Genomic DNA, 20011 nt, shown 5'->3' with positions numbered 1-20011 from the left:
CGCCGCGTCGCGTCGCCGAGCACCCGCCCGGAAGGCGTTCAGGTGATCGGCCGCGACGCCCGAGCGGCCTCGCCATACAGCGCCAACAGCGCCTCCTGGTCCAGCGGCGGCCCCAGGTGCGCGCCTTGCACCTCATCGCACTGGATGTCACGCAACACCCTGAGCTGCTCCGGGGTGTGCACCCCTTCGGCGACCACCCGCAAGGCCAGCGCGTGCCCCAGGCTGACAATCGCTTCGACGATCGAGCGGCCGGCGTCGTTGTGGTGCAGCCGGGCGACGAAACTGCTGTCGATCTTCAGGCCGTCCAGGGGGAAGGTCTGCAGGTAGTGCAGCGCCGAGTAACCGGTGCCGAAATCATCGATCAGCAGTTGCACCCCCAGGGCCTTGAGCCCCTGCATGAGGGTCAGCACGTGGCGGCTGTCATCGAGCAGCACCTTGTCGGTCATTTCCAGCTCCAGGCGCGACGGCTCGAAGCCACTCTGCTTGAGCACCGCGGCGATCCTCGCCAGCAACTGCCCGCGCTGGAACTCCGCGGGCGCCAGCTTCACCGCCAGCAGCAGGTGCTCCGGCCAGGCCCGCGCCGCGCGACAGGCCGCATGCAGCACCCAGTTGCTCAGCGGCAGGATCAGTCCGGTGTCCTCGGCAATCGGCACGAACACCTCCGGCCCCAGCAGCCCGTGCTGCGGGTGTTGCCAGCGCACCAGGGCCTCGGCGCCGACCAACTGGCCGTCGAGCACCCGATAGCGCGGCTGGAAGTGCAGGAGCAACTGGTCCTGCTCGATGGCATGGCGCAGGTCGTGCTCCAGGCGCCGCCGTTCGATGATCCGCACATTCATCGAGGGCGCATAGAAACGCCAGGTACTGCGGCCCGCGGCCTTGGCCTCGTACAGGGCAATGTCGGCGAAACGCAGCAGCTCTTCGGCCTGGGTGGCGTCGCGCGGAGCCCGGGCGATGCCGATGCTGGCACTGATGAAGACCTCATGCCCGGCGATATAGAACGGCTCCTCGATGCGCTCGATCAGGCGTCGGCACAGGCCTTCGATCTCGCGATCGGCGACCTGCCCGGTGACCACCAGGACAAACTCGTCGCCACCGACCCGGGCCACCAGGTCATCGCCGCGCAGGCACTGGGCCAGGCGCTGGGACACCCCGTGCAGCACCTGATCGCCGGCAGCGTGGCCCAACAGGTCATTCACCGGCTTGAAGCGGTCAAGGTCGACGCTGAGCATCTGCAGCGGCTCCAGCAGGGTCGGCGGGGCCAACAGCCGGCCTTCGAGAAACTCCTGCAGGCGGGTGCGGTTGGCCAGGCCCGTCAAGGCATCGTGCTGGGACAGGTACTCGACCCGCCGCCGCGCCGCGACTTCTTCGGTGATATCACTGGCGGTGCCGCGAAAGCCTCCGGCTTCCAGGGCCCGTACCGACAGGCGACAGACCCGCGACTGCCCCCGGCCGTCCCGGTACAGGCACTGCTGGATGCCCTGGGTACGTCGCTCCGGGGCCGCCAGCCAATCTGCCAGCGGGCCCCGCTCGCCACTGAGCAACTCGGTCATCGGCCGGCCCAGGGCCGCTTCGCGCGGCAGACCGGTGACCGCCTCGAAACGCTCGGACAGATAGGTGAAGCGCAACTGCGGGTCGACCTCCCAGATCCAGTCGGACGCGGCTTCGGCGACATCGCGAAAACGCTCCTCGCTGGCGGCCAGGACCGAGCGGTTGGTGCGCAAGGCGTGAAACTGCTGGTCCATGACCCGCGCCGCCACAGCCGCGCGGCGCAACAAAAAGGCCGCCATCAAGCCCACCAGCAGGCCCGCCAGCAGCAACAGCGGCATCACCAGCACCAGCAACTGGTGCCCCGGGCGCGCCGGGCGCCACTGCAGGGTTCCAGCGCCATCCGGCAGGTCCAGGCGCGGCAGGTCCTGCGCCGTGGCGGCCGTGACCCTCTGCAACTGTTCGATGTCCAGCCCCCGGCCCAGGGCCAGCAGGCGTTCGGGATCGAAGCGGGCGACGAAGATCAGCACCGACGGCGGGCCGGCATCGGCTTGCACTTGCGGGTCGTTGCCCGTGCCGAGGTCGTCGGCGACCACCAGCGCCGGGGTGCCGGCCACCGACACGAACCGGCTGACGGCCTTGCTGTCCGCCTGGCGTGCCTGCTCGACCAGGGGCTGCAGTTGTTCACCCAACCAGTCCCGGGCATCCATCGAACTGAGGTTTCCGGCCACCAGGGCATAGACCGTGCGCCCGGCCGGGTTGATCACGAACACCCCGTCAAACCCCAGGTCACGGTACAGGGTCGGGCCGAAGTTCTGCCGGTTGTAGGCCCAGTCGAGGTCGACCTTCAGGTGCAGGTGCTGGTAGGCATCGCCCCACAGGGCGTAATCCTTGAGGGTGGTGCTGGCGTTGTCGGCAAAGGCTTGCAGCGCGCGCTGGATGTCCATGCGGTTGTGCTGTTCGGCGGAACGGTTCTGCTCAAGGGCGATGTACACCAGCAGCGCGCCGGTGAACAGGAACAGCGCCAGCAGCAGCCCCGAGCAGCCCAGCAGGGTGGCCCGGGCCAGCGCCTGATTCGAGGTGCTGCGCCCTGCAGACGGATCAAGACCGAGGTTTTCCATAGTGCTCCAGGCGCCATAACGACAAACCGACCGATGCAGCCCTGCCCCACGCGGCCTTCGACGAAGCTCCCGCTTGCCTATTGACGATAGACAGTTTTTCCCCGTGAAGCCTGGAGAAAAGCCCCTGGCGGGGCTTTCACGGGTATGCCTGTGGCGCCGGCGGGCGACTGCCGGCGGCGCTGCCCTGCTGCGCCGGGCGTGACCGCGACCTCAGTCAGCCTTGCGCCAACCCGCCGGACAGCACCGGTAGCTGCTCCACCTGGTGATAGATGGCCAGGCCCAGGCGCTGGCCGATCTCGACCATGGCATCGCAACCCGCCGACGGCCCGCCGATGCGCAGCACCGCATCGCAACGCTCCAGCAGGCGCTCGGCGTAGGCATGGAACTGCGCGTTGTAGACCGCATCGCCCACCGCCCGCGAGCCCGCCAGGCGGGTCATGGGCAACGCCACCCACTCTCCCAGCACCGGGAAGTGCCCGGCGGCCAGGACCTGCGCCGCGCTGTGCTCCATGGCCTCGACATTGCGCGCCAGCAGCGCCGGGTCATCGCCAGTGCCAGAGCGGTAAGGGCCGGCCACCAGCACCATCAGGCTGCGGGGCTTGAGCACATGCAACTGCAGGTACTGCAGCAGCATGATGGTCTTGCCGTCGGCGATCTCGCCGCTCTTGATCATGCCCAGCGCCTGGTCGATATCCAGTTCCAGGACTTCGATGTCCTCGCCTTCGTGCTCCAGCCCGCCGCCTTCATCGATGCGGTCTTCGGCCTGGTAATGGCCAATGAAGAAATGCACCCGCTCAGTCACCGAGCCCGGGCTCATGAACGCGTCGAAGACCTTCTGCACCTCGCCCACCCGGCAACCGGTTTCCTCTTGCGCTTCCTGGCGGATGCGCACCTCCGGGCTGGCGTTGTCCAGCAAACCAGCGGCGGTCTCGATCAGGTAACCGCTGTGGCCGTTGACGAAGGCCGGCATGCGGAACTGCCGGGTCAGCAGCACCGTGCGCCGCTTGAGGTTGTACAGCAGGATCGTCGCGCCATTGCCGCGGTCATAGACCTCGCGCTCCTGGGCCTGCCAGCTGCCGTCGCGGCGGCGCAGTTCGAAGCTGTATTTCTTCAGCACGTACCAGTTGTCGGAGAGGGTCTTCTCGGCGGTGATGCGGATCTTTTCCTCGCTCATGGCTGCTCCTGAAGGTGTGGGCCGGCGGGGCGAAACCCCGACAATTGTTCCAGCAACTGCGCGCGGTAGGCCGGGGTCAGGGCTAACCCGCCCGCCGCCTGGCGTAGATGACCGTCCGCCAGCCGCGCGCGAAACCAGTCGCGGATGAAATCCGGGGCGTAGCCGTCGGTGCCGAAGCCCTTGGCGAAGGCGATCATGTCCTGATAGACCTCCAGGTAGGCCTCTTTGTTGGGGACCGGGTGGCGGTTCTGGTACAGCCAGAACTGCAGGTCGTACAACAGGTACGACAGCGGGTCGGCGTGCAACGCAAAGTAGCGCTTGTCCTGGACGATGCGCAGGGCGATCTGGCGGATCAGCGGCCCCAGGTCAGGCACGTCCGGGAAGTGCTCAAGCAGCTCCTGCAGCAGTGGCGAGAACGGCGCGCTGGCGACCGTGTCCAGGTCGTCGAGGTAGTCCTGCTCGGAGGTGTCATACACCTCCCAGGACACCAGGCCGCGGACAAAGGCCTCGAAGTTCGGCGCCAGGACAGTCACCTCGTAGTCGCCCTCCTGGTCCACGTGCACCACCCGGGGTTCACCCTCGGGGCCGCACTCGCGGTAGTCCAACGCGATCATGTCATGCCCGGCGGACGGGCAATTGCAGATGTACACCCCCAGGTCCGGGTAGCCCCACTCCTCGATCATGAAGCGGCTGCCCAGGCCGCCGCCCAGGGAGTAGCGACTGTCGCGACCGATGCTCAGGAAACTGTCGATCGCGCAGTGGTCCTCGGCCCAGGAGGTGCCCTGCTCCGTGGGGCAACAGCTGAGGTGCGGGCAGCCACCGTTGTAACGGTGCATGAACGCCACATAGGACGGCGGCAGTCGATAGCCCAGCAGGGCTTGCAGCTCGGCGATCATGGCGGCGCTCGCCGGTGGCTGGTTGATCTTGCGGCTGCTGTCGTGGTCCCAGAACGCGTCCAGGTCGATATCGTGGGGAAAGTTGCTCATCCGGTGCATCCGTTGCGGTTGAAGGTCGGCCTGTGCCGAAAGCTGCACAGGCTACCGCAATCCTGCCTCAGAGCCACCAGCGCAGAAGGAAAAAGAAACCCATGCTCAGCAGCATGCTGACCAGGGTATTGCGGGTGTAGATCACCAGCACGATGGCCACCAGCGAGCTGAGCAAATAGGGGTTGTCCCAGTGCAGGTTCAACTGGTGATCGGGCATGAACACGATCGGCCCGCAGATCGCCGTGAGCATGCCCGGCACCGCAAAACCGAGGAACTGCCGCGCGTTGCTGCTCAGGCGCAGCGGCAGGCGCGGTTCGAGAAACACGTAGCGATTGAGAAAGACCAGCAGGCCCATGCCGAAAATCACTGCCCAGACCATCATGCGCGCCCCCGAGCGAATTTATTGCAGACAAAACCCGCGGTCATCCCCGCCAGGCCCGACAGCACCAGGGCCGAGCCCCAGTGCCAATAACTGAACAGCACCGAGCAGAACAGCGACACCGCGACACAGACCACGGTGGGCACATTGCGCACCAGCGGCGTGATCAGCGCGATGAAGGTGGCGGCAATGGAAAAGTCCAGGCCCAGGTGCTCCAGGCCGGGAATGCTCTTGCCCAGCACGATGCCCAGCAAGGTAAAGAGGTTCCAGGCCACGTAGAAGGTCAGGCCCACGCCCAGGGCGTACCAGCGATCGAACTGCTGCTTGTCGTGGGCGCTGGTCAGGGCGAACAGCTCATCGGTGAGCAGAAAGCCCAGGCCCACTCGCCAGCGCCCGGGCAATGGCGAGATCACCGAGCGCATGCTCATGCCGTAGAGCAGGTGCTGGGAAGTCAGCAGCAAGGTGGTCAGGAGGATCGAGAAGATCCCCGCCCCGCCCTTGAGCATGCCGATGGCCACCAGTTGCGCGGCACCGGCGAAGACGATGCTCGACAGCCCCTGGCCCTGCAACGGCGTGAGATTGGCCTCGATGGCCATGGAACCGGCCAGCAGCCCCCAGGGCGCGGTGGCCAGGGACAGAGGCATGATGGCGATGGCACCGCGGATAAACGCGGCGCGGGGTAGAAGAACGCGGGTCATAACAGCCTGCACGCAAGAAACGGTCAGTGACTGTGCCAGCCCGCCGCACGGCTGGCTTGAACAATCTTGCGCAATTGCGTGGCCATGGCCTTGCCCTGCCGTTGCGGCCGGCGCTGCACGGGGCCGCTACTGCGCGCCGCCGAGGGAGCGCCAGGCCGCTGCCGCCAGCTGTTCGCGGTAGCTTGCGGGGCTTGCCTGGACCCGCCCGGACAACCAGGCCCGGCAGTAATTCTCCGCCGGGCCGACGATCAACGAAGGCACCAATTCCGCCGGCCAGCGCTGCAACAGGCCATCCTCGGAGCGCTCTTTCATCCACCCCAGCAGGGTGCGGTTGCGCAGCCGGTTGCGGTTCGCCAGTTCCTCGGCGAACGGCCCCTTGGCCACGGCGAAGCGCGCCTGGAACTGAAAGCGCGCCCATTCCGGCTGCTGGTCGACCCAGTCCACATAACTGTGGACCAAAGCCTGGACCCCCTGCTGCAACGTGCCGGCCGGCTCCAGGTACTGGTCGCGCAATTGCCCCTGGTCTTCCAGGGCGGCGAAGAACAGCGCCGCCACCAGCCCTTCCTTGTTGCCGAAGTGGTGATAGATGGCACCGACGCTGGTGTCGCATTCGGCGCGGATCATCTCGATGGTGGTGGCTTCCAGGCCTTGCTGGTTGAAACTCACCAGGGCCTGTTTGAGGATCGCGCGCTTGAGTTCGGCGCGCCGCCCCGGGTAGCGGCGCTCCAGCAGTTGGGTATCCGGCATGGCTTGACAGGTCCTCGCAGGTTCACGGAAGCGGGCCCCTCGGCCCGGTTTGCACAGGCCTGGCAGCTTGACAGATTTTCGCTTAGCAGAATATTGTTCTTTTACAGAATATTATTCTGTTTAATCCCGATAACCCTGCAAGAGGCATTTCCATGAGTCAGGTGCTCAGCATGTTCAATTCCGCCGGCGCGGAAAAATTCACCCAGATGGCCTGCCAGATGGCGCCCTACTTCGCCACCATCAACCCGTTGATCGACGAGCTGCAGCCCGGCCATTGCCAGGTGCGGCTGCCGTTTCGCCGGGAGATCACCAATCACCTGGGCACGGTGCACGCCATCGCCCTGTGCAACGCCGCGGAACTGGCGGCCGGGGTCATGACCGACGCCAGCATTCCCGCCGGCGCGCGTTGGATTCCCAAAGGCATGAGCGTGCAATACCTGGCCAAGGCCAAGGGCAGCGTGCGTACGGTGGCTGATGGCAGCGCCGTGGACTGGGCCAGTGCCGGCGACAAGGTGGTGGCGGTAACCGCCTTCAACGAGGAGGACCAGGCCGTGTTCACGGCGCAGATCACCATGAACGTGAAGTTGGCCTGACCAGAAACGACAACGCCCCTCAGGCTTGAGGGGCGTTGCAGTGAAACGCTACGTCAGGATTACAGCTGGATCAGGTTGCTGATCTTCACGTCCGGATCGACGTCGGCTTCGTAGTCGACCCCTTCGATCTCGAAACCGAACAGGCGCAGGAACTCTTGCTTGTAACCGACGAAATCAGTCATTTCGTAGAGGTTCTCGCTGGTCACCTGGTCCCACAGCTGCTTGACCCGGTCCTGGACCTGCGGTTGCAGCTCCTTGTAGTCGGCGCGCAGGCGGCCTTCCTGGTCGATCACCGGCTCGCTGTTGTACAGGCTGTCCTTGTACAGGCCGTAGACCTGCTCGATGCAACCTTCGTGGCTGCCCTGCTCCTTCATCACCTTGAACAGCAGCGACAGGTACAGCGGCATGATCGGGATCGCCGAGCTGGCCTGGGTCACCACGGCCTTGAGCACCGAAACGCGAGCGTCGCCGCCCAGGTCGGCCAGTTGCTGGCGCATGCCGATGACTTTCTGGTCCAGGTCCTTCTTGGCTTCGCCAATCGAACCGTTCCAGTAGATATCGTGGGTCAGCTTCTCGCCCAGGTAGGTGAAGGCGGTGGTTTTCGCACCTTCAGCCAGGACACCGGCTTCGTGCAGGGCGTCGATCCACATCTGCCAGTCTTCGCCGCCCATCACCGCCACGGTGCCGTCGATCTCTTCCTGGGTCGCCGGCTGCAGGGTGGTTTCCTTGACGATTTCCTTGTCGGTGTCGACACCGCGCAGGGTCACGGACTTGCCCAGCGGCTTGAGGGTCGAGCTCAGCACTTCACCGGTCTTGGGGTGGGTGCGGCGCGGGGCGGCCAGGCTGTAGACCACCAGGTCGATCTTGCCCAGGTCGCGCTTGATGGTCTCGATGGTTTCGGCCTTGACCGCATCGGAGAAGGCGTCGCCGTTGATGCTCTTGGCGTACAGGCCCTTTTCTTCGGCGAACTTGTGGAATGCCGCGGTGTTGTACCAGCCGGCGGTGCCCAGCTTGCCGTCAACGCTGCCGCGTTCGAAGAACACGCCCAGGGTGTTGGCACCGCAACCAAAGGCGGCGGTGATCCGCGCGGCCAGGCCGTAGCCGGTGGAGGCGCCGAGGACCAGTACGTTCTTCGGCCCTGCGTCGATGGCGCCCTGCTGGGTGACGTAATCGATCTGTTGCTTGACGTTGGCTTCGCAACCCACCGGATGGGTCGTCACACAGATAAAGCCGCGAACGCGGGGTTTGATGACCATTCACAATCTCCCAATTTCAATGTGCCAGGCGCCGGTAACGGCGGCGGCAGTGTCACTTGCTAAGGTCGTAGACGCTCACAATGGCTTCGCGTCACCAACTGATGGAATTTGCCCGGCAGGCCGAGGCTTGGCGCCCTGTGCCTGCACCCTCGGGCCGACATCCAGGCGGCCAGGGCCGAGACTCTAGCAGCTGCACCGGCAGGCTTGTGCATCCGCCCGGCGAAATTTCTGCGCCCCGCTCCTCCCACCGTGGGCGGGCCGGGGCCACCGCTGCCTCAGGGCATCATGTCCAGAGGCAGCTGCCTGCCCTCACTGCGGCGTGCTGCGTACCAGTTCAACAGCACGTCCGGCAGGCGCTGCTTCCACTCGGGCTCGGTGGTGTAGTAGCGCACCCGCAACTCATCCGTGGGGCCCACCACCGCCAGCAGCGCGACCCACAGCTGCCCCTGGGCACCGCGCACGAAAATCGCCGCATTGGTATTGGCCAGCCCCCGCAACCACATGTCGGTGACCTCGGCGCCCTTGAGCTCGGCCGAGGTCTCCTGGGAGAACACCGAGCCGCTGTCGAGCAGGGTCTGGTAATCCTTTTGCAGCAGCTTCCGGGCTCGCTGGTCTTCCTCCTCGGTGCGCACCAGCGCGGTGGACAGCAGGTCGTACGGGTTCTCCAGGATTTGCCGGGAGGCCACGTAGAGCCCGTCGTAATACACCCCCGAGCCGGCGCCGCAGGCATAGGAATCGCCCTCCTGGGTCACCTGCAACAGGCCGTTGCGCGGGGTGAAGCGCAGCTTGCAGCCCTCGACGCCGTAGCGGGCTTCGCCGCCCTTGAGCTGCAGCTTGCCCGCGAGCGCACCGGAATTGGCACCGCCCATGGCCGACAGGTCGAAGCTCAGACGATCCTCGCCGCTGCGCCGGATCACCAGCTCACCGCCATAGAACGGGCTGACCGAGACCCGCTGCCAGGTGCCCTGCCAGCTGAACGGGATGTTCACATAGCGCAGCACCATCAGCCGGCTCAGGTATTGGCTGCGCAGGCAGCCCAGGTCGGCCTGGCACTGGTCGCGCTCCTTGAGCCATTCACGCTGGCCCAGGCGCAGTGCCTTGGGGTCCTTGGCCTCGGCCAGGGCGGCCGTCCAGGCTTTGCCCAGCCGGCTGTCCAGCCCGGCGGTGTAGGCGTCGGCGCAAATGGCCTTTTCACTGGCACTGGCGGCCTTGGCGCAGTCGAAACTGCTGGCCTGGGCGCCCTGGCCACAGGCCAGGAGCGCCAGCAGCAAGCCACTGGCTCGCAGAGGATGAACAAGAGGGGTGAACATGGGCAGATTCCATTCAACAAAGGCCGCGCCAGGATACCTGCGGCGCAGCGATCTGCCGACGACAAAATCACCCCGGCACGGCCCGGTAAAGCACGTGACAGAGCCCGTAGTTTTAGCGCGACAGGCGGCGACGAGTCGTACTAAGCTCTGCGTTTTATCCCCCCAAGGCCACTGCATGAAATGGATGCTGCAGGCACTCTTGCCGCTGCTGAGCCTCACCGCCCATGCTGGCGAATTGCGCATGCTGACCGACAACCACCCGCCGCTGCACTTCCAGCAGGGTGAACGCATGACGGGCTTCGGCGTCGATGTCGTGGAGGCCCTGGCACAACGCAGCGGCGACACGGTGCAGGTCCAGCTGCGGCCGATGCTGCGCGCCCTGCGCGACGCCGCAAGCGATGACGACACCGCAGTGTTCACCATCTTGCGCACCGCCGAGCGCGAATCGCGCTACCAGTGGGTGGGCCCGCTGATGCGCACCGAGACCGCGCTCTATACCCGCAACGGCGACAGCCCGGCGGTCACCGACCTGCACCAGACCCAAGGGCAGATTGCCGTGCCACGCAGGTGGCTGGTGTACAGCTACCTCAAGCAACAGGGCCTGGACAACCTATGGGGTGTCGACAGCCCGGAAATCATGATGCGCCTGCTGCACGTCGGCCGCGTGCAATACGTGGTGGCCGACACCATGAGCGTCAGCACCTTCGCCGCCGAAGAAGGCCTGGCCTTCGATCAGTTGCGCTACCAGATGCCACTGATGCACCAGGACGCCTACATCGCCTTCTCGCCCAAGGTCGACGCGGCCCAGGTGGCCCGCTGGCAGCGGGCGCTGGATGGCATGAAGCGCGATGGCAGCCTGCGCCAGCTCATGCAGCGCTGGCATATCGACCGCACGGCCTCGCAGGTGGATTGAACCGCCATGACCGGCCTTGCCCCCTGGCGCCCCATGCCCCACCAGTTGGCGCTCAACTGCCCGCAATGCGCGGCCCAGGCACGCTTCGAGTTCATCGTGGCCCGGCCCATCGAACGCAAGGTCGACCTGCCCTTTTTCCAGGAGCATGCGCGGCTGGAGTACTGGCGGGACCAGGACAGTTGCGGGCACTACCGTCACTACGCCCTGTACTTTCCCGGCCTGCATGGCGACCCACGGCAGAGCCTGGGCCCGTTGCCCGAAGGCTACCTTGCCAGCCACTGGCAGCGCTCACCCTACTGGTACCGCGATCACGGCCTGGACCTGGGCTCGCTGCACTGCGAGCACTGCCACTACTCGGCGCGTCACGCGCTCAACTGGCCGAGCGAAGCCTATTTTTCCGTGGTCTACAAAGGCCAGATGCTCTGGGCTTTCAACCGCGAATCGGCGCTGGCCCTGCATGACTATCTGGAATCAACGCAACGCGATCCCGGCGGCTATCCCTGGCGCAGCTTCCTGCTGCACATTCCCGGGGCTTTCAAGCGCCGCAAGGCACGCCAACCGCTGATCCGCCTGCTCAAGCGACTGCTGCTACCGTGAGGCGCTTTCTGACGCGCGCACGGCACTAAATCTCGTCCACAGCAGCTACATTCGCTACTATGGCGTGCCGTTTTCTGCCTTTGCCGACCCGCCAAACCGGAGCTTCAATGCCTACCCCCAAGGACCTTGCCAGCGACAGCGGCGCGCCAATGATTCCCGAGCAGCGCCGCGAGCAGATCCTGCGCCAGTTGCGCAAGCATCAGGTGCTCAGCGTGCATCAGTTGATGGAGATGTTCGACTGCTCGCACATGACCGTGCGCCGGGATATCGCCCTGCTGGAACAGGAAGGCCGCGCCCATTCGGTGACCGGCGGCGTGCGCATCGCCAGCCAGTTGCACAGCGAGCCCAGCCATCAGTCCAAGGCGGTGGTGGAACTGCCGCAGAAGCAGGCCATGGCCAAGCTCGCGGCGGGCCTGTTGCATGCGGACATGACGGTCTACCTGGACGCCGGCACCAGCACCCTGGAGATCGTGCCGTACATCAAGGCGCTGTCGGGGATGACCGTGATCACCAACGATTTCGGCGTGGCCCAAGCCTTGATGGATGCACCCCAGGTCACGGTGATCCATACCGGCGGGCAGTTGGACCACTCCAACCATTCCTGTGTCGGCGGGCTGGCGGTGGCCACCCTGCGCCAGGTGGTCACCGACGTGGCCTTTATCTCCACCAGCTCCTGGGACCTGCGCCGAGGCATCACCACGCCGTCGGCGTTGAAGGTCGAGGTCAAGCAGGTGGCGATGCAATCGGCGACCCAGGTGGTGCTGGTGGCCAGCAGCTCCAAGTACGGCACCTTCGGCATGTACAAGATCGCCGATCTGGAGCAGTTCGACATCATCATCAGCGATGCGGCGCTGACCCCTGCGGCGGCGGACGGGATTCGCAAGCACGGGGTCGAGTTGCTCCTGCCGGCACAATCCTGAGTCAGCGGTAAGCCTCAACACGTGCAATCCGTGTCGAGGGCGCTCGCTCCCGCGCGGCTGCGCAGCAGACGCAATGCCTGATGCCCCTCAACACCTGAAAGGTTGCGCCGTCCGGGTTTGGGGCGGCTGCGCCACCCAGCGGGAGCAAGCTCCCTCACCACCAAGAGCGTGCATGGCCGCTAGCGTTTTTTCTCGGTTTCGGCCATGAACTGCCCCAGTTCGCGGGCGTAGAACCGGGCCATGCCGGTGGTGCCATGCCCACGGGTTTCGGCGCTGGCGGGAATCAACAGCAGGCGGGCATCTTGCACTTGCTTGAGCGCCGCTTGCAGGGTGCCGGTTTCCGGCGGGTTGCGCTCGTCATCCGCGGCGTTGATCACCAGCACTGGTGCCTGGATCTTTCCCAGCCCCGGCGCGGCGTTGTAGTCCGCCGAAGATTGCCACTGGTAGATGAAGTCATTGGCATCGGCGCTCTGGCTGGCCTTGAGGCGCTCCTCCACCAATTGGTCGGCCTGGGCCCGGGTCGGCGCCAGGGCCTGATAGGCCAGGGTGCCGCCGCTGGTACCGGTGGCGAACAGCGCGTTGGCCAGGCGCAGGGACGGCGGCTGTTGCCGGTAGTTGCCCTGCTCCCAGGCCGGGTCCTGCTTGATCGACTCCACCAGCAGGCGGCGCATCATCCAGTTGCGCGAGGACATTTCCCCGGGCTGGGAAGCCATGGGCACCAGGGCGTCCATCATCTGCGGCCATTTCTGGCCCCAGAGCCAGGTCTGCATGCCGCCCATGGAATTGCCGATGATCAGCCGCAGGTGCTTGACCCCCAGCCCTTCGGTGACCAGCCGGTACTGGGCCTGGACCATGTCGTCGTAGTTGTACTGGGGAAACCGCGCGCGCAGGCCATCGGAAGGCTTGCTCGACTGGCCGACGCCAATGCCGTCGGTGGCAATGATGTAGTACTTGCTCGCGTCCAGAGGCTGCCCCGGGCCGAACAGTTCACCGCCAAAATCCTTGCTCAGCAGGTCGCTGGCCGGCCGGTAGGTGCCGTGCAGGTAGAGGATCGCCGGGTGCTTCGGGTCCCCCAGGGTGATGTAGTGCAGTTTCAGGTTGGCCAGCTGTTCGCCGTTGTGGAAGGTGAACTGCGGGGCGACCCAATCACCCTCGGTGGCCGGCGGCAAGCTCGCGGCTGCGGCCAGGGACATACCGCCCAGGGACAAAATCAGGCCGAGCGCGGCCCGGCAGGCAAGACGCTGCATGGAAAAACTCCTGTGCTTGTTGTTATCGGAGGGCCCCGGCGCGCTTGGCGCCAGGGGCGGCGAACGCTTAGCGCGCCTGCCAGTCGCGCAGCCATTGCAGGCCGGCAGAGGTGTCGCCACGCGGGCGGTATTCGCAACCGACCCAGCCGTCATAGCCGAGCTCGTCCATCAATTGGAACAGGTAGGGATAGTTCAGCTCGCCAAGATCCGGCTCGTGACGATCCGGCACCCCGGCGATCTGGATATGGCCGATGCCGGCCAGGTCGCGGCGCAGTTTTACCGCCAGGTCGCCTTCGACGATCTGGCAGTGGTAGCAGTCGAACTGCACCTTGAGGTTGGCCGCGCCCACTTCCTTGCAGATGGCCTGGGCCTGGTCCTGGCGGTTGAGGAAGAACCCCGGCATGTCGCGGGTGTTGATCGGTTCCAGCAGCACCGTGACTCCGGCCTTGGCCGCCTGTGCTGCAGCGTGGGCCAGGTTTTCCAGGTACACCGCGTGGTGCCGGGCGCGGTCGCTTTCCGCCGGCAGCAGGCCGGCCATCACGTGGATCCGCGAATTGCCCAGCACCGCGGCGTATTCCAGGGCCTTGTCGAAACCCTGGCGGAACTCCTGCTCGCGCCCGGGCAGGGAGACGATGCCGCGCTCCCCCGCCGCCCAATCACCGGGCGGCGCATTGAACAGGGCCTGCTGCAGGCCGTGATCGTCCAGGCGCTGTTTCAGTTGCGCGGGGCTGTAGTCGTAGGGAAACAGGTACTCCACGGCGGTGAAGCCGTCTGCCGCAGCGGCGGCGAAACGCTCGAGAAAGGCCTGTTCCGGGTAGAGCATGCTGAGGTTGGCAGCAAAACGAGGCATGGGAACTCCTGGGACAAAGGGTCAGACAAACGGCCAGATCAGCAGGGTAATACAGAACCCCAAGGTGCCGAGCAAGGTGGTGATCAGGGTCCAGGTACGCAGGCCGTCCGCGACGTTGAGCCCGGCCAGCTTGGTGAAGATCCAGTACCCGGCGTCGTTGATATGGGACATCGCCAGCCCGCCACCGCCCATGGCCAGGCACAGCAGGGCCATGTGGTTGGGGCTCAGGTTGAGGGTGGCGATCAGCGGCGCGATGATCCCGGCCGTGGTCACCAGGGCCACGGTGGTGGAGCCCTGCACCGCGCGCAGCAGCATGGTCAGCAAAAAGCCCAGGGCCAGGACCGGCAGGCCGGTGGTGCGCAGCAGGTCGGAGACCACCGCGCCGATCCCGGTGTCCACCAGGACCTTGCCGAACACCCCGCCGGCCCCGGCAATCAGGATCACCATGGCCACCCCGGGCAGCGCCGAGCCAATCACATCGGACACCTGATTGCGGCTCCAGCCACGGCGCGAACCCAGCAGCCAGGCACACAGCAAGGTGTCCAGCAGCAGCGCCACCAACGGCGCGCCGAGTACGGTGAGCACCCCGCGCAGGGTGGATTCCACCGGCAGCAGCGAGGTGGCCAGGGTGCCCAGCAGGATCAGCACGATGGGCAGCAGGATCAGGCTGACGATCAGGCCGAACCCCGGTGGTGGCGCCGGCGGCAGTTTCGCCGCCAGGCTGCCGGTGGATTCCTCCAGGCCCATGTGGGCCACCGCCGCCACCGCTTGCGGGCTGGCCGGCTGTTCGGCGCCGTTGTTCCAGGCCGCGAGGTCTTCATTGGTGACGTGCGGGCCATAGACTTCGGCGCGAATATCGTCGGTCATCGGATAGTTGCGCCGGGTCATGCGCCCCGCCACGCGGTAGCCGACATAGCACAGCAGCGCGGTCAGCGGCAGGCCGAACATCAGCACCCGGCCCAGGTCCGCCCCCAGTTGGCTGGCCGCCGCCACCGCGCCCGGATGGGGCGGCAGGAAGGCGTGCACGGTGAGCAGCGCGGCGCACATCGGCAAGGCGAACACCAGCAGCGGCTTGCGCGCACTGCGGGCCACGCCGTAGGCCAGCGGCATAAGGATGATCACCCCGACTTCGAAGAACACCGGCACGCCGATGATGAACCCGGCCATAGTCAGCGCCAGGGGCGTGCGACGGTTGCCGAAGCGTTCGATCAGGGTCTTGGCCAGGGCCTCGGCACCGCCGGACAGCTCGATGATGCGGCCGATCATGGCGCCCAGGGCGATGATGATGGCGATGTGGCCAAGGGTCTTGCCCATGCCGCCTTCGATGGTGGCCACCAGCTCCGCCGGTTTCACCCCGGCCACCAGCGCCACCAGGATGCTCACCAGCATCAGCGCGACAAAGGGCTGGAACTTGTACTTGAGCACCAGAAACAGCAGCAGGGCGATACCGGCCCCGGCGGTGATCATCAGAATCAGCGGGCTCATCGGGCAAGCCCTCCGCAGAGTGGCTGGCCGGTGTGGCAGGTGACGCTGGAACCCGTAAAGCCAATGCAGTCATTCATCTCGGGAAGTCCTGTTGTTATTGTTTTTAACGGCAAGCCGCTCCCCACGAGAGCCGTTTCAAGGCTCCCGGGGGCAGGCTTGCATCAAGCGTTGGCAGTCGTGCTGCGTTTACCAGGCGGCGCCGAAAGCGTCCCGTAGTTCATCCAGCGCGGCCTGATCCAGAGGCGCCGGGCGCGGCTGGGTGAGCAACCACAGGCGCGCGGTTTCCTCCAGCTCCTCCAGGGCGTAGCTGGCCTTGGACACGCTGCTTTCCCAGACCACCGGGCCGAGGCGTTCGAGCATCACCCCGCGCACCCGGTTGGCCAGCTGCGCCACCTGCTCGGCAACCTTGGGCGAACCCGGGCGCTGGTAGCCGATCAACGGGATGTGCCCGACCTTCATCACCTGGTACGGGGTCAGCGGCGGCAGAATGTCGTCGTCGCGCCAGACCCCGGCCAGGGTCAGTGCCACCAGGTGTGTGGAATGGGTGTGCACCACCCCACCCACGCCCGGATTGCGGTCATACACCTGACGATGCAGGGCCAGGGTCTTGGATGGCTTGTCGCCGCTGACCCACTCCCCCGCCAGATTGACCTTGGCGATGGCCGCCGGATCGAGGCGCCCGAGGCAGACGTCGGTCGGGGTGATCAGCCAGCCATCGTCGAGCCGCGCGCTGATGTTGCCGGCGCTGCCCACGGTGTAGCCACGCTGATAGAGGCTGCGGCCGACGTCGCAGATTTCTTCGCGCAGAGCGCTTTCCCGGCTCATGGCTGACCTCCGGCCAGTTGGCGCAGGGCCTTGCTGAAAAAGTCACGGCCGCCGAAGTTGCCGGATTTCAGCGCCAGGGCCAGGGGCTCGCCGCCGCTGCTGACCGTGGCCGGCACCCCGGGGTCGATCTGCGCACCGATCTGCAACAGCCGCACGTCCAGGGCCTTGACCACCGCGCCGGAGGTTTCGCCACCGGCCACCACAAAGCGTCGCACGCCGTTGTCGCGCAGGCCCCGGGCAATCTCGCCCAGGGCGTTCTCCACCAGGGCCCCGGCGCGCTCCACGCCCAACTGGCGCTGTACCGCCTTGACCTGCTCCGGGGTGCTGGTGGCGTAGATCAGCACGGTGTCCTGCTGCTCGCGGACAAAGGCCAGGGCCTGGGCCACCACCGGTTCACCGGCCGCCAGGGCCAGGGGGTCGATGCGCCACGCCGGGCGCTCGGCTTCCAGCCAGGCGTCGACCTGGGCATTGGTGGCCGCCGAGGCACTGCCGGCCAGCACCACTTCGCCACCGGCCACCTGTGGCAGGTTGGCGGCGTCGAGATCACGCAGCTTGCCGGCGCGGCGGAAGTTCTCCGGCAGGCCCAGGGCCAGCCCGGAGCCGCCGGTCAACAGCGGCAGGTCGGCGCAGGCGGCGCCGAGGGTATAGAGGTCGGCATCGGACAGCGCATCGGCAATCGCCATGGCGACGCCCTTCTGCCGCAGTTCGGCGATCTTCGCCCGCACCGCGTCCACGCCCTGGGCGACGCTGTCGTAGCGCAGCAGGCCCACCGGCAGCACAGTCTGCGCCTGCAGCACCCGCACCAGGTTGGCGTCGGTCATCGGCGTCAGCGGGTGATGCTGCATGCCGGACTCGTTGAGCAGCTGGTCCTGGACGAACAGGTGGCCACGGAAAATCGTCCGGCCGTTCTCCGGGAACGCCGGGCAGGCCAGGGTGAAATCGCTGCCCAGGGCCTTGAGCAAGGCCTCGCTGACCTGGCCAATGTTGCCCGCCGCGGTGGAGTCGAACGTCGAGCAGTACTTGAAGAAGATCTGTTCGCAGCCCTGCTCCCGCAGCCATTGCAGGGCCGCCAGGGATTCGGCCACGGCCTCGCCCACCGGCGTGGTGCGGGATTTCAGGGCGATCACCACGGCATCGGCATCCAGCCCGGCGGCCACTTCGGTGCTGGGAATGCCAATGCTCTGCACAGTGCGCATGCCGCCGCGCACCAGCATGTTGGCCAGATCGGTGGCGCCGGTGAAGTCATCGGCGATGCAGCCCAGCAACGGGCGTGGAGTGGACAGGGTCATCACGGGCTCCTTACTCGGCATCAGGCTTGGCCACGGGCAACTCGATGCCCGGGAAGATCTTGATCACCGCCGAGTCGTCCTCGCGGCCGAAACCGGCGCTGGAGGCCTGCATGAACATCTGGTGCGCGGTGGCCGACAGCGGCAGCGGGAATTTGCTGGCGCGGGCGGTATCCAGCACCAACCCGAGGTCCTTGACGAAGATGTCCACCGCGGACAGCGGCGTGTAGTCGGCCTTGAGGATATGCGGCACGCGGTTCTCGAACATCCACGAATTGCCGGCGCTGTGGGTGATCACCTCGTACAGGGCATCGGCGTCCACCCCTTCGCGCAGGCCCAGGGCCATGGCTTCGGCGGAGGCGGCAATGTGCACCCCGGCCAGCAACTGGTTGATGATCTTGACCTTGGAGCCCAGGCCATGGGCATCCCCCAGGCGATAGACCTTGCCGGCCATGCCGGCGAGGATCGCCTCGGCCTTGGCGTAAGCAGCGGCCGGGCCGGAGGTCATCATGGTCATCTCGCCGGCGGCGGCCTTGGCCGCGCCCCCGGAAATCGGTGCATCCAGGTACAGCAAGCCCAGGGCTTCCAGGCGCTGGCCCAGTTCCACCGCGTAGGTCGGGGCCACGGTGGCGCAACCGATCACCAGGCTGCCGGGGCGCAATGCCGCCACCGCCCCGCCCTCGCCAAACAGCACGCTTTCAGTCTGCTCGGCATTCACCACCACGGTGATGATCACCTCGCACTCAGCGGCCAATTGCGCAGCCGAGGCACAGGCCACGCCGCCTTCACGGGCGAACTGCGCGGTGACTTCGCTACGCACGTCACAGGCATGGACCTTGAAGCCTGCACGCAGCAACGAGCGGGCGATGCCCAGGCCCATGGCGCCAAGACCAATGACACCGACATTGTTGTTATTCATGGGGGACTCCAGTGAAAGACCACGGCCGGGCCGCGCCAGCGAGGCGACGGGCAGCAACCTTGGAAGACAGGGAAACCCGGGCAGCGGACCCGGCAAACGAAAGTGAACACGCGGCAACAGGCGCCGCGCCCGCACGCCAGGCGTGGGCGCACCGGATGGCCCCCTGAGCGGGAGCGATGGAAAGCAGAGGCAAATCGATCATCGTGGCCATCCTGTTGCTGTTGTTATCAGGTTGAGCTTTGGCTGCGGACGATCATCCACCAATGAACAGATTATGTGAAGCTGTTTTTCAATTTAACATTATTTAACATCACAGGTAGCCGCCTGCCACCCCTGGCCACTGGTCGGAAGCCGACGACCGGTGCCCGACGGGCTGCTACAACCATTCACAGCCCTGATCTGGATCAGCATGGCCCGCAGTGCTCTGGCCGACGCTGAATGAACGAGGGAGGGCTGCTGACTGGCGGTAGCACCCTTCATCGCAACCCCGTTGACGCCCCCCATGACCAGGGGCTCAATGGCCCATCTGGTTATGCTTGGATAAGGATGATTCAACATGGCAAAGATCGAAGTTCTATCGGGCGATTTTCTGCAAGGCGCCGGTGAGTACCGGCACGGCACCTTCAGGCTCAAGACGGTATTCAACAGCGCAGGTGTCGAGGTCAAGGCATCGGCCTTCAAGAGCCTGGAGATCGCCACTGAAAGCCCCGTCGCCAACAAGGATGCGTTTGGCTATGGCGTGGCCGGCGCCATGTTACTGGGGCCGGTAGGCGCAATCGCGGGCTATCTGATGGCGGGCACGGAAAACGAAGTGACCTTCATCGGCACGCTGAAAGATGGCCGGCAGTTGATGGCGGCCACCGACAGCGCGACCTACAAGGATATCTCCCGGCACTTGCTGAACTGATAATCCCCATCGTTATATTCAGTGCCCGTGATATCCCCATCTGTCATGGGCACTTTTTTGTTAGGGCACTTATATATATGCCCCTTGTAACACCGCATATCGCCTCCTTAGCTGAACCCCACCTGAAACTTCGACGCTGATCATTCAATCGAGGCAATTTAGCCTTGACTCCAGCAAGCCCCCTGAGTAAATTGCGCGGGCCGGTAATTACGGCCCTTTGTTTAACTCACTAAAGAAGCCAATGGACACAGTATCTAGACGCTGTCTGGTCACTGCCGCTGCGCAGAGCCAGGCACTTAACCCTGAAAATGAC

19 protein-coding genes are annotated in these 20011 nt (G+C 65.7%); 5 read left to right on the top strand and 14 right to left on the bottom strand.

The features are described 5' to 3' along the window. Positions 1 to 38 precede the first annotated feature (38 nt). The 6 genes from LXM55_RS01700 to LXM55_RS01675 all read right to left on the bottom strand — a co-directional run bounded on the left by LXM55_RS01700 (position 39) and on the right by LXM55_RS01675 (position 6590). The gene (locus LXM55_RS01700; RefSeq protein WP_233318020.1) at positions 39 to 2606 is read right to left on the bottom strand and encodes a bifunctional diguanylate cyclase/phosphodiesterase; all 2568 of its coding nucleotides are present in this window, start codon (positions 2604 to 2606) and stop codon (positions 39 to 41) included. A gap of 214 nt (positions 2607 to 2820) precedes the next feature. Further along, a complete protein-coding gene (nudK, locus tag LXM55_RS01695) occupies positions 2821 to 3780 on the bottom strand; it encodes a GDP-mannose pyrophosphatase NudK (protein ID WP_233318018.1) in 960 nt (319 codons plus the stop codon). Then, entirely contained in the window at positions 3777 to 4766 is a 990-nt protein-coding gene (locus LXM55_RS01690) for an SMI1/KNR4 family protein (protein ID WP_233318017.1), read from the bottom strand. Before LXM55_RS01690 ends, nudK begins: the two co-directional genes overlap by 4 nt. 67 nt (positions 4767 to 4833) lie before the next feature. Beyond that, on the bottom strand, positions 4834 to 5145 hold the full coding sequence (locus LXM55_RS01685; RefSeq protein WP_233319010.1) for an AzlD domain-containing protein: 312 nt from the start codon (positions 5143 to 5145) through the stop codon (positions 4834 to 4836). Further along, positions 5145 to 5843, bottom strand: coding sequence for an AzlC family ABC transporter permease (locus LXM55_RS01680; RefSeq protein WP_233318016.1), 699 nt, complete (start codon positions 5841 to 5843; stop codon positions 5145 to 5147). Before LXM55_RS01680 ends, LXM55_RS01685 begins: the two co-directional genes overlap by 1 nt. 126 nt (positions 5844 to 5969) lie before the next feature. After that, complete coding sequence (locus LXM55_RS01675; RefSeq protein ID WP_025128292.1) at positions 5970 to 6590, bottom strand: TetR/AcrR family transcriptional regulator; 621 nt, start codon at positions 6588 to 6590, stop codon at positions 5970 to 5972. 152 nt (positions 6591 to 6742) lie between these two features. On the opposite strand from LXM55_RS01675, the gene LXM55_RS01670 reads away from it, so the two are divergent. Then, entirely contained in the window at positions 6743 to 7183 is a 441-nt protein-coding gene (locus tag LXM55_RS01670; RefSeq protein WP_025128291.1) for a hotdog fold domain-containing protein, read from the top strand. 59 nt (positions 7184 to 7242) lie between these two features. On the opposite strand, the gene fabV is transcribed toward LXM55_RS01670, so the two are convergent. Both fabV and LXM55_RS01660 read right to left on the bottom strand, forming a co-directional pair. Next, the gene (gene fabV / locus LXM55_RS01665; RefSeq protein ID WP_110595542.1) at positions 7243 to 8439 is read right to left on the bottom strand and encodes an enoyl-ACP reductase FabV; all 1197 of its coding nucleotides are present in this window, start codon (positions 8437 to 8439) and stop codon (positions 7243 to 7245) included. A gap of 275 nt (positions 8440 to 8714) precedes the next feature. Next, positions 8715 to 9749, bottom strand: coding sequence for a lysozyme inhibitor LprI family protein (locus LXM55_RS01660; protein ID WP_233318014.1), 1035 nt, complete (start codon positions 9747 to 9749; stop codon positions 8715 to 8717). A gap of 175 nt (positions 9750 to 9924) precedes the next feature. Here LXM55_RS01660 and LXM55_RS01655 point away from each other — a divergent pair, with 175 nt between their 5' ends. The 3 genes from LXM55_RS01655 to LXM55_RS01645 all read left to right on the top strand — a co-directional run bounded on the left by LXM55_RS01655 (position 9925) and on the right by LXM55_RS01645 (position 12179). Continuing rightward, complete coding sequence (locus LXM55_RS01655; RefSeq protein ID WP_233318013.1) at positions 9925 to 10662, top strand: substrate-binding periplasmic protein; 738 nt, start codon at positions 9925 to 9927, stop codon at positions 10660 to 10662. Between the two features lie 6 nt (positions 10663 to 10668). Then, positions 10669 to 11259 carry a hypothetical protein gene (locus tag LXM55_RS01650; RefSeq protein WP_233318012.1) on the top strand — a complete coding sequence of 197 codons (591 nt, stop codon included), beginning with the start codon at positions 10669 to 10671 and terminating at the stop codon, positions 11257 to 11259. A 107-nt stretch (positions 11260 to 11366) separates the two neighbouring features. Beyond that, positions 11367 to 12179 (top strand): DeoR/GlpR family DNA-binding transcription regulator, encoded by an 813-nt coding sequence (locus tag LXM55_RS01645; RefSeq protein WP_233318010.1) that lies wholly within the window; start codon positions 11367 to 11369, stop codon positions 12177 to 12179. Positions 12180 to 12358: 179 nt separating this feature from the next. On the opposite strand, the gene LXM55_RS01640 is transcribed toward LXM55_RS01645, so the two are convergent. From LXM55_RS01640 to ltnD, 6 genes are all read right to left on the bottom strand, one after another. Beyond that, a complete protein-coding gene (locus LXM55_RS01640; RefSeq protein WP_233318007.1) occupies positions 12359 to 13426 on the bottom strand; it encodes an alpha/beta fold hydrolase in 1068 nt (355 codons plus the stop codon). A gap of 67 nt (positions 13427 to 13493) precedes the next feature. Continuing rightward, complete coding sequence (otnI, locus tag LXM55_RS01635; protein ID WP_233318004.1) at positions 13494 to 14276, bottom strand: 2-oxo-tetronate isomerase; 783 nt, start codon at positions 14274 to 14276, stop codon at positions 13494 to 13496. Between the two features lie 21 nt (positions 14277 to 14297). Beyond that, complete coding sequence (locus LXM55_RS01630) at positions 14298 to 15761, bottom strand: GntT/GntP/DsdX family permease (protein WP_233318002.1); 1464 nt, start codon at positions 15759 to 15761, stop codon at positions 14298 to 14300. A gap of 186 nt (positions 15762 to 15947) precedes the next feature. After that, the gene (gene otnC, locus LXM55_RS01625) at positions 15948 to 16586 is read right to left on the bottom strand and encodes a 3-oxo-tetronate 4-phosphate decarboxylase (RefSeq protein ID WP_233318000.1); all 639 of its coding nucleotides are present in this window, start codon (positions 16584 to 16586) and stop codon (positions 15948 to 15950) included. Further along, positions 16583 to 17875, bottom strand: a complete 1293-nt coding sequence (gene otnK, locus LXM55_RS01620) for a 3-oxo-tetronate kinase (RefSeq protein ID WP_233317997.1) — start codon at positions 17873 to 17875, stop codon at positions 16583 to 16585. The genes otnC and otnK overlap by 4 nt, the downstream gene beginning before the upstream one ends. A 10-nt stretch (positions 17876 to 17885) precedes the next feature. Then, positions 17886 to 18791, bottom strand: a complete 906-nt coding sequence (gene ltnD, locus LXM55_RS01615; protein WP_233317994.1) for an L-threonate dehydrogenase — start codon at positions 18789 to 18791, stop codon at positions 17886 to 17888. A 556-nt stretch (positions 18792 to 19347) separates the two neighbouring features. On the opposite strand from ltnD, the gene LXM55_RS01610 reads away from it, so the two are divergent. Next, complete coding sequence (locus LXM55_RS01610) at positions 19348 to 19698, top strand: hypothetical protein (protein WP_233317991.1); 351 nt, start codon at positions 19348 to 19350, stop codon at positions 19696 to 19698. Positions 19699 to 20011: the final 313 nt, after the last annotated feature.

The organism is Pseudomonas sp. Au-Pse12 (assembly GCF_021341665.1).
Taxonomy (GTDB): Bacteria; Pseudomonadota; Gammaproteobacteria; order Pseudomonadales; family Pseudomonadaceae; genus Aquipseudomonas.
Note: the sequence above shows the minus strand (reverse complement) of the source record. Positions and strands in the feature narration are given on the sequence as shown.

What these genes read in the sequence shown, in the direction of transcription:
- LXM55_RS01645 (WP_233318010.1), top strand. Translation starts at nt 11,367, where the DNA reads ATGCCTACCCCCAAGGACCTTGCCAGCGACAGCGGCGCGCCAATGATT.
- LXM55_RS01640 (WP_233318007.1), bottom strand. Translation starts at nt 13,426, where the DNA reads ATGCAGCGTCTTGCCTGCCGGGCCGCGCTCGGCCTGATTTTGTCCCTG.
- LXM55_RS01680 (WP_233318016.1), bottom strand. Translation starts at nt 5,843, where the DNA reads ATGACCCGCGTTCTTCTACCCCGCGCCGCGTTTATCCGCGGTGCCATC.
- otnI (WP_233318004.1), bottom strand. Translation starts at nt 14,276, where the DNA reads ATGCCTCGTTTTGCTGCCAACCTCAGCATGCTCTACCCGGAACAGGCC.
- otnK (WP_233317997.1), bottom strand. Translation starts at nt 17,875, where the DNA reads ATGACCCTGTCCACTCCACGCCCGTTGCTGGGCTGCATCGCCGATGAC.
- nudK (WP_233318018.1), bottom strand. Translation starts at nt 3,780, where the DNA reads ATGAGCGAGGAAAAGATCCGCATCACCGCCGAGAAGACCCTCTCCGAC.
- LXM55_RS01650 (WP_233318012.1), top strand. Translation starts at nt 10,669, where the DNA reads ATGACCGGCCTTGCCCCCTGGCGCCCCATGCCCCACCAGTTGGCGCTC.
- LXM55_RS01685 (WP_233319010.1), bottom strand. Translation starts at nt 5,145, where the DNA reads ATGGTCTGGGCAGTGATTTTCGGCATGGGCCTGCTGGTCTTTCTCAAT.
- fabV (WP_110595542.1), bottom strand. Translation starts at nt 8,439, where the DNA reads ATGGTCATCAAACCCCGCGTTCGCGGCTTTATCTGTGTGACGACCCAT.
- LXM55_RS01700 (WP_233318020.1), bottom strand. Translation starts at nt 2,606, where the DNA reads ATGGAAAACCTCGGTCTTGATCCGTCTGCAGGGCGCAGCACCTCGAAT.
- LXM55_RS01610 (WP_233317991.1), top strand. Translation starts at nt 19,348, where the DNA reads ATGGCAAAGATCGAAGTTCTATCGGGCGATTTTCTGCAAGGCGCCGGT.
- LXM55_RS01660 (WP_233318014.1), bottom strand. Translation starts at nt 9,749, where the DNA reads ATGTTCACCCCTCTTGTTCATCCTCTGCGAGCCAGTGGCTTGCTGCTG.
- otnC (WP_233318000.1), bottom strand. Translation starts at nt 16,586, where the DNA reads ATGAGCCGGGAAAGCGCTCTGCGCGAAGAAATCTGCGACGTCGGCCGC.
- LXM55_RS01675 (WP_025128292.1), bottom strand. Translation starts at nt 6,590, where the DNA reads ATGCCGGATACCCAACTGCTGGAGCGCCGCTACCCGGGGCGGCGCGCC.
- ltnD (WP_233317994.1), bottom strand. Translation starts at nt 18,791, where the DNA reads ATGAATAACAACAATGTCGGTGTCATTGGTCTTGGCGCCATGGGCCTG.
- LXM55_RS01630 (WP_233318002.1), bottom strand. Translation starts at nt 15,761, where the DNA reads ATGAGCCCGCTGATTCTGATGATCACCGCCGGGGCCGGTATCGCCCTG.
- LXM55_RS01670 (WP_025128291.1), top strand. Translation starts at nt 6,743, where the DNA reads ATGAGTCAGGTGCTCAGCATGTTCAATTCCGCCGGCGCGGAAAAATTC.
- LXM55_RS01655 (WP_233318013.1), top strand. Translation starts at nt 9,925, where the DNA reads ATGAAATGGATGCTGCAGGCACTCTTGCCGCTGCTGAGCCTCACCGCC.
- LXM55_RS01690 (WP_233318017.1), bottom strand. Translation starts at nt 4,766, where the DNA reads ATGAGCAACTTTCCCCACGATATCGACCTGGACGCGTTCTGGGACCAC.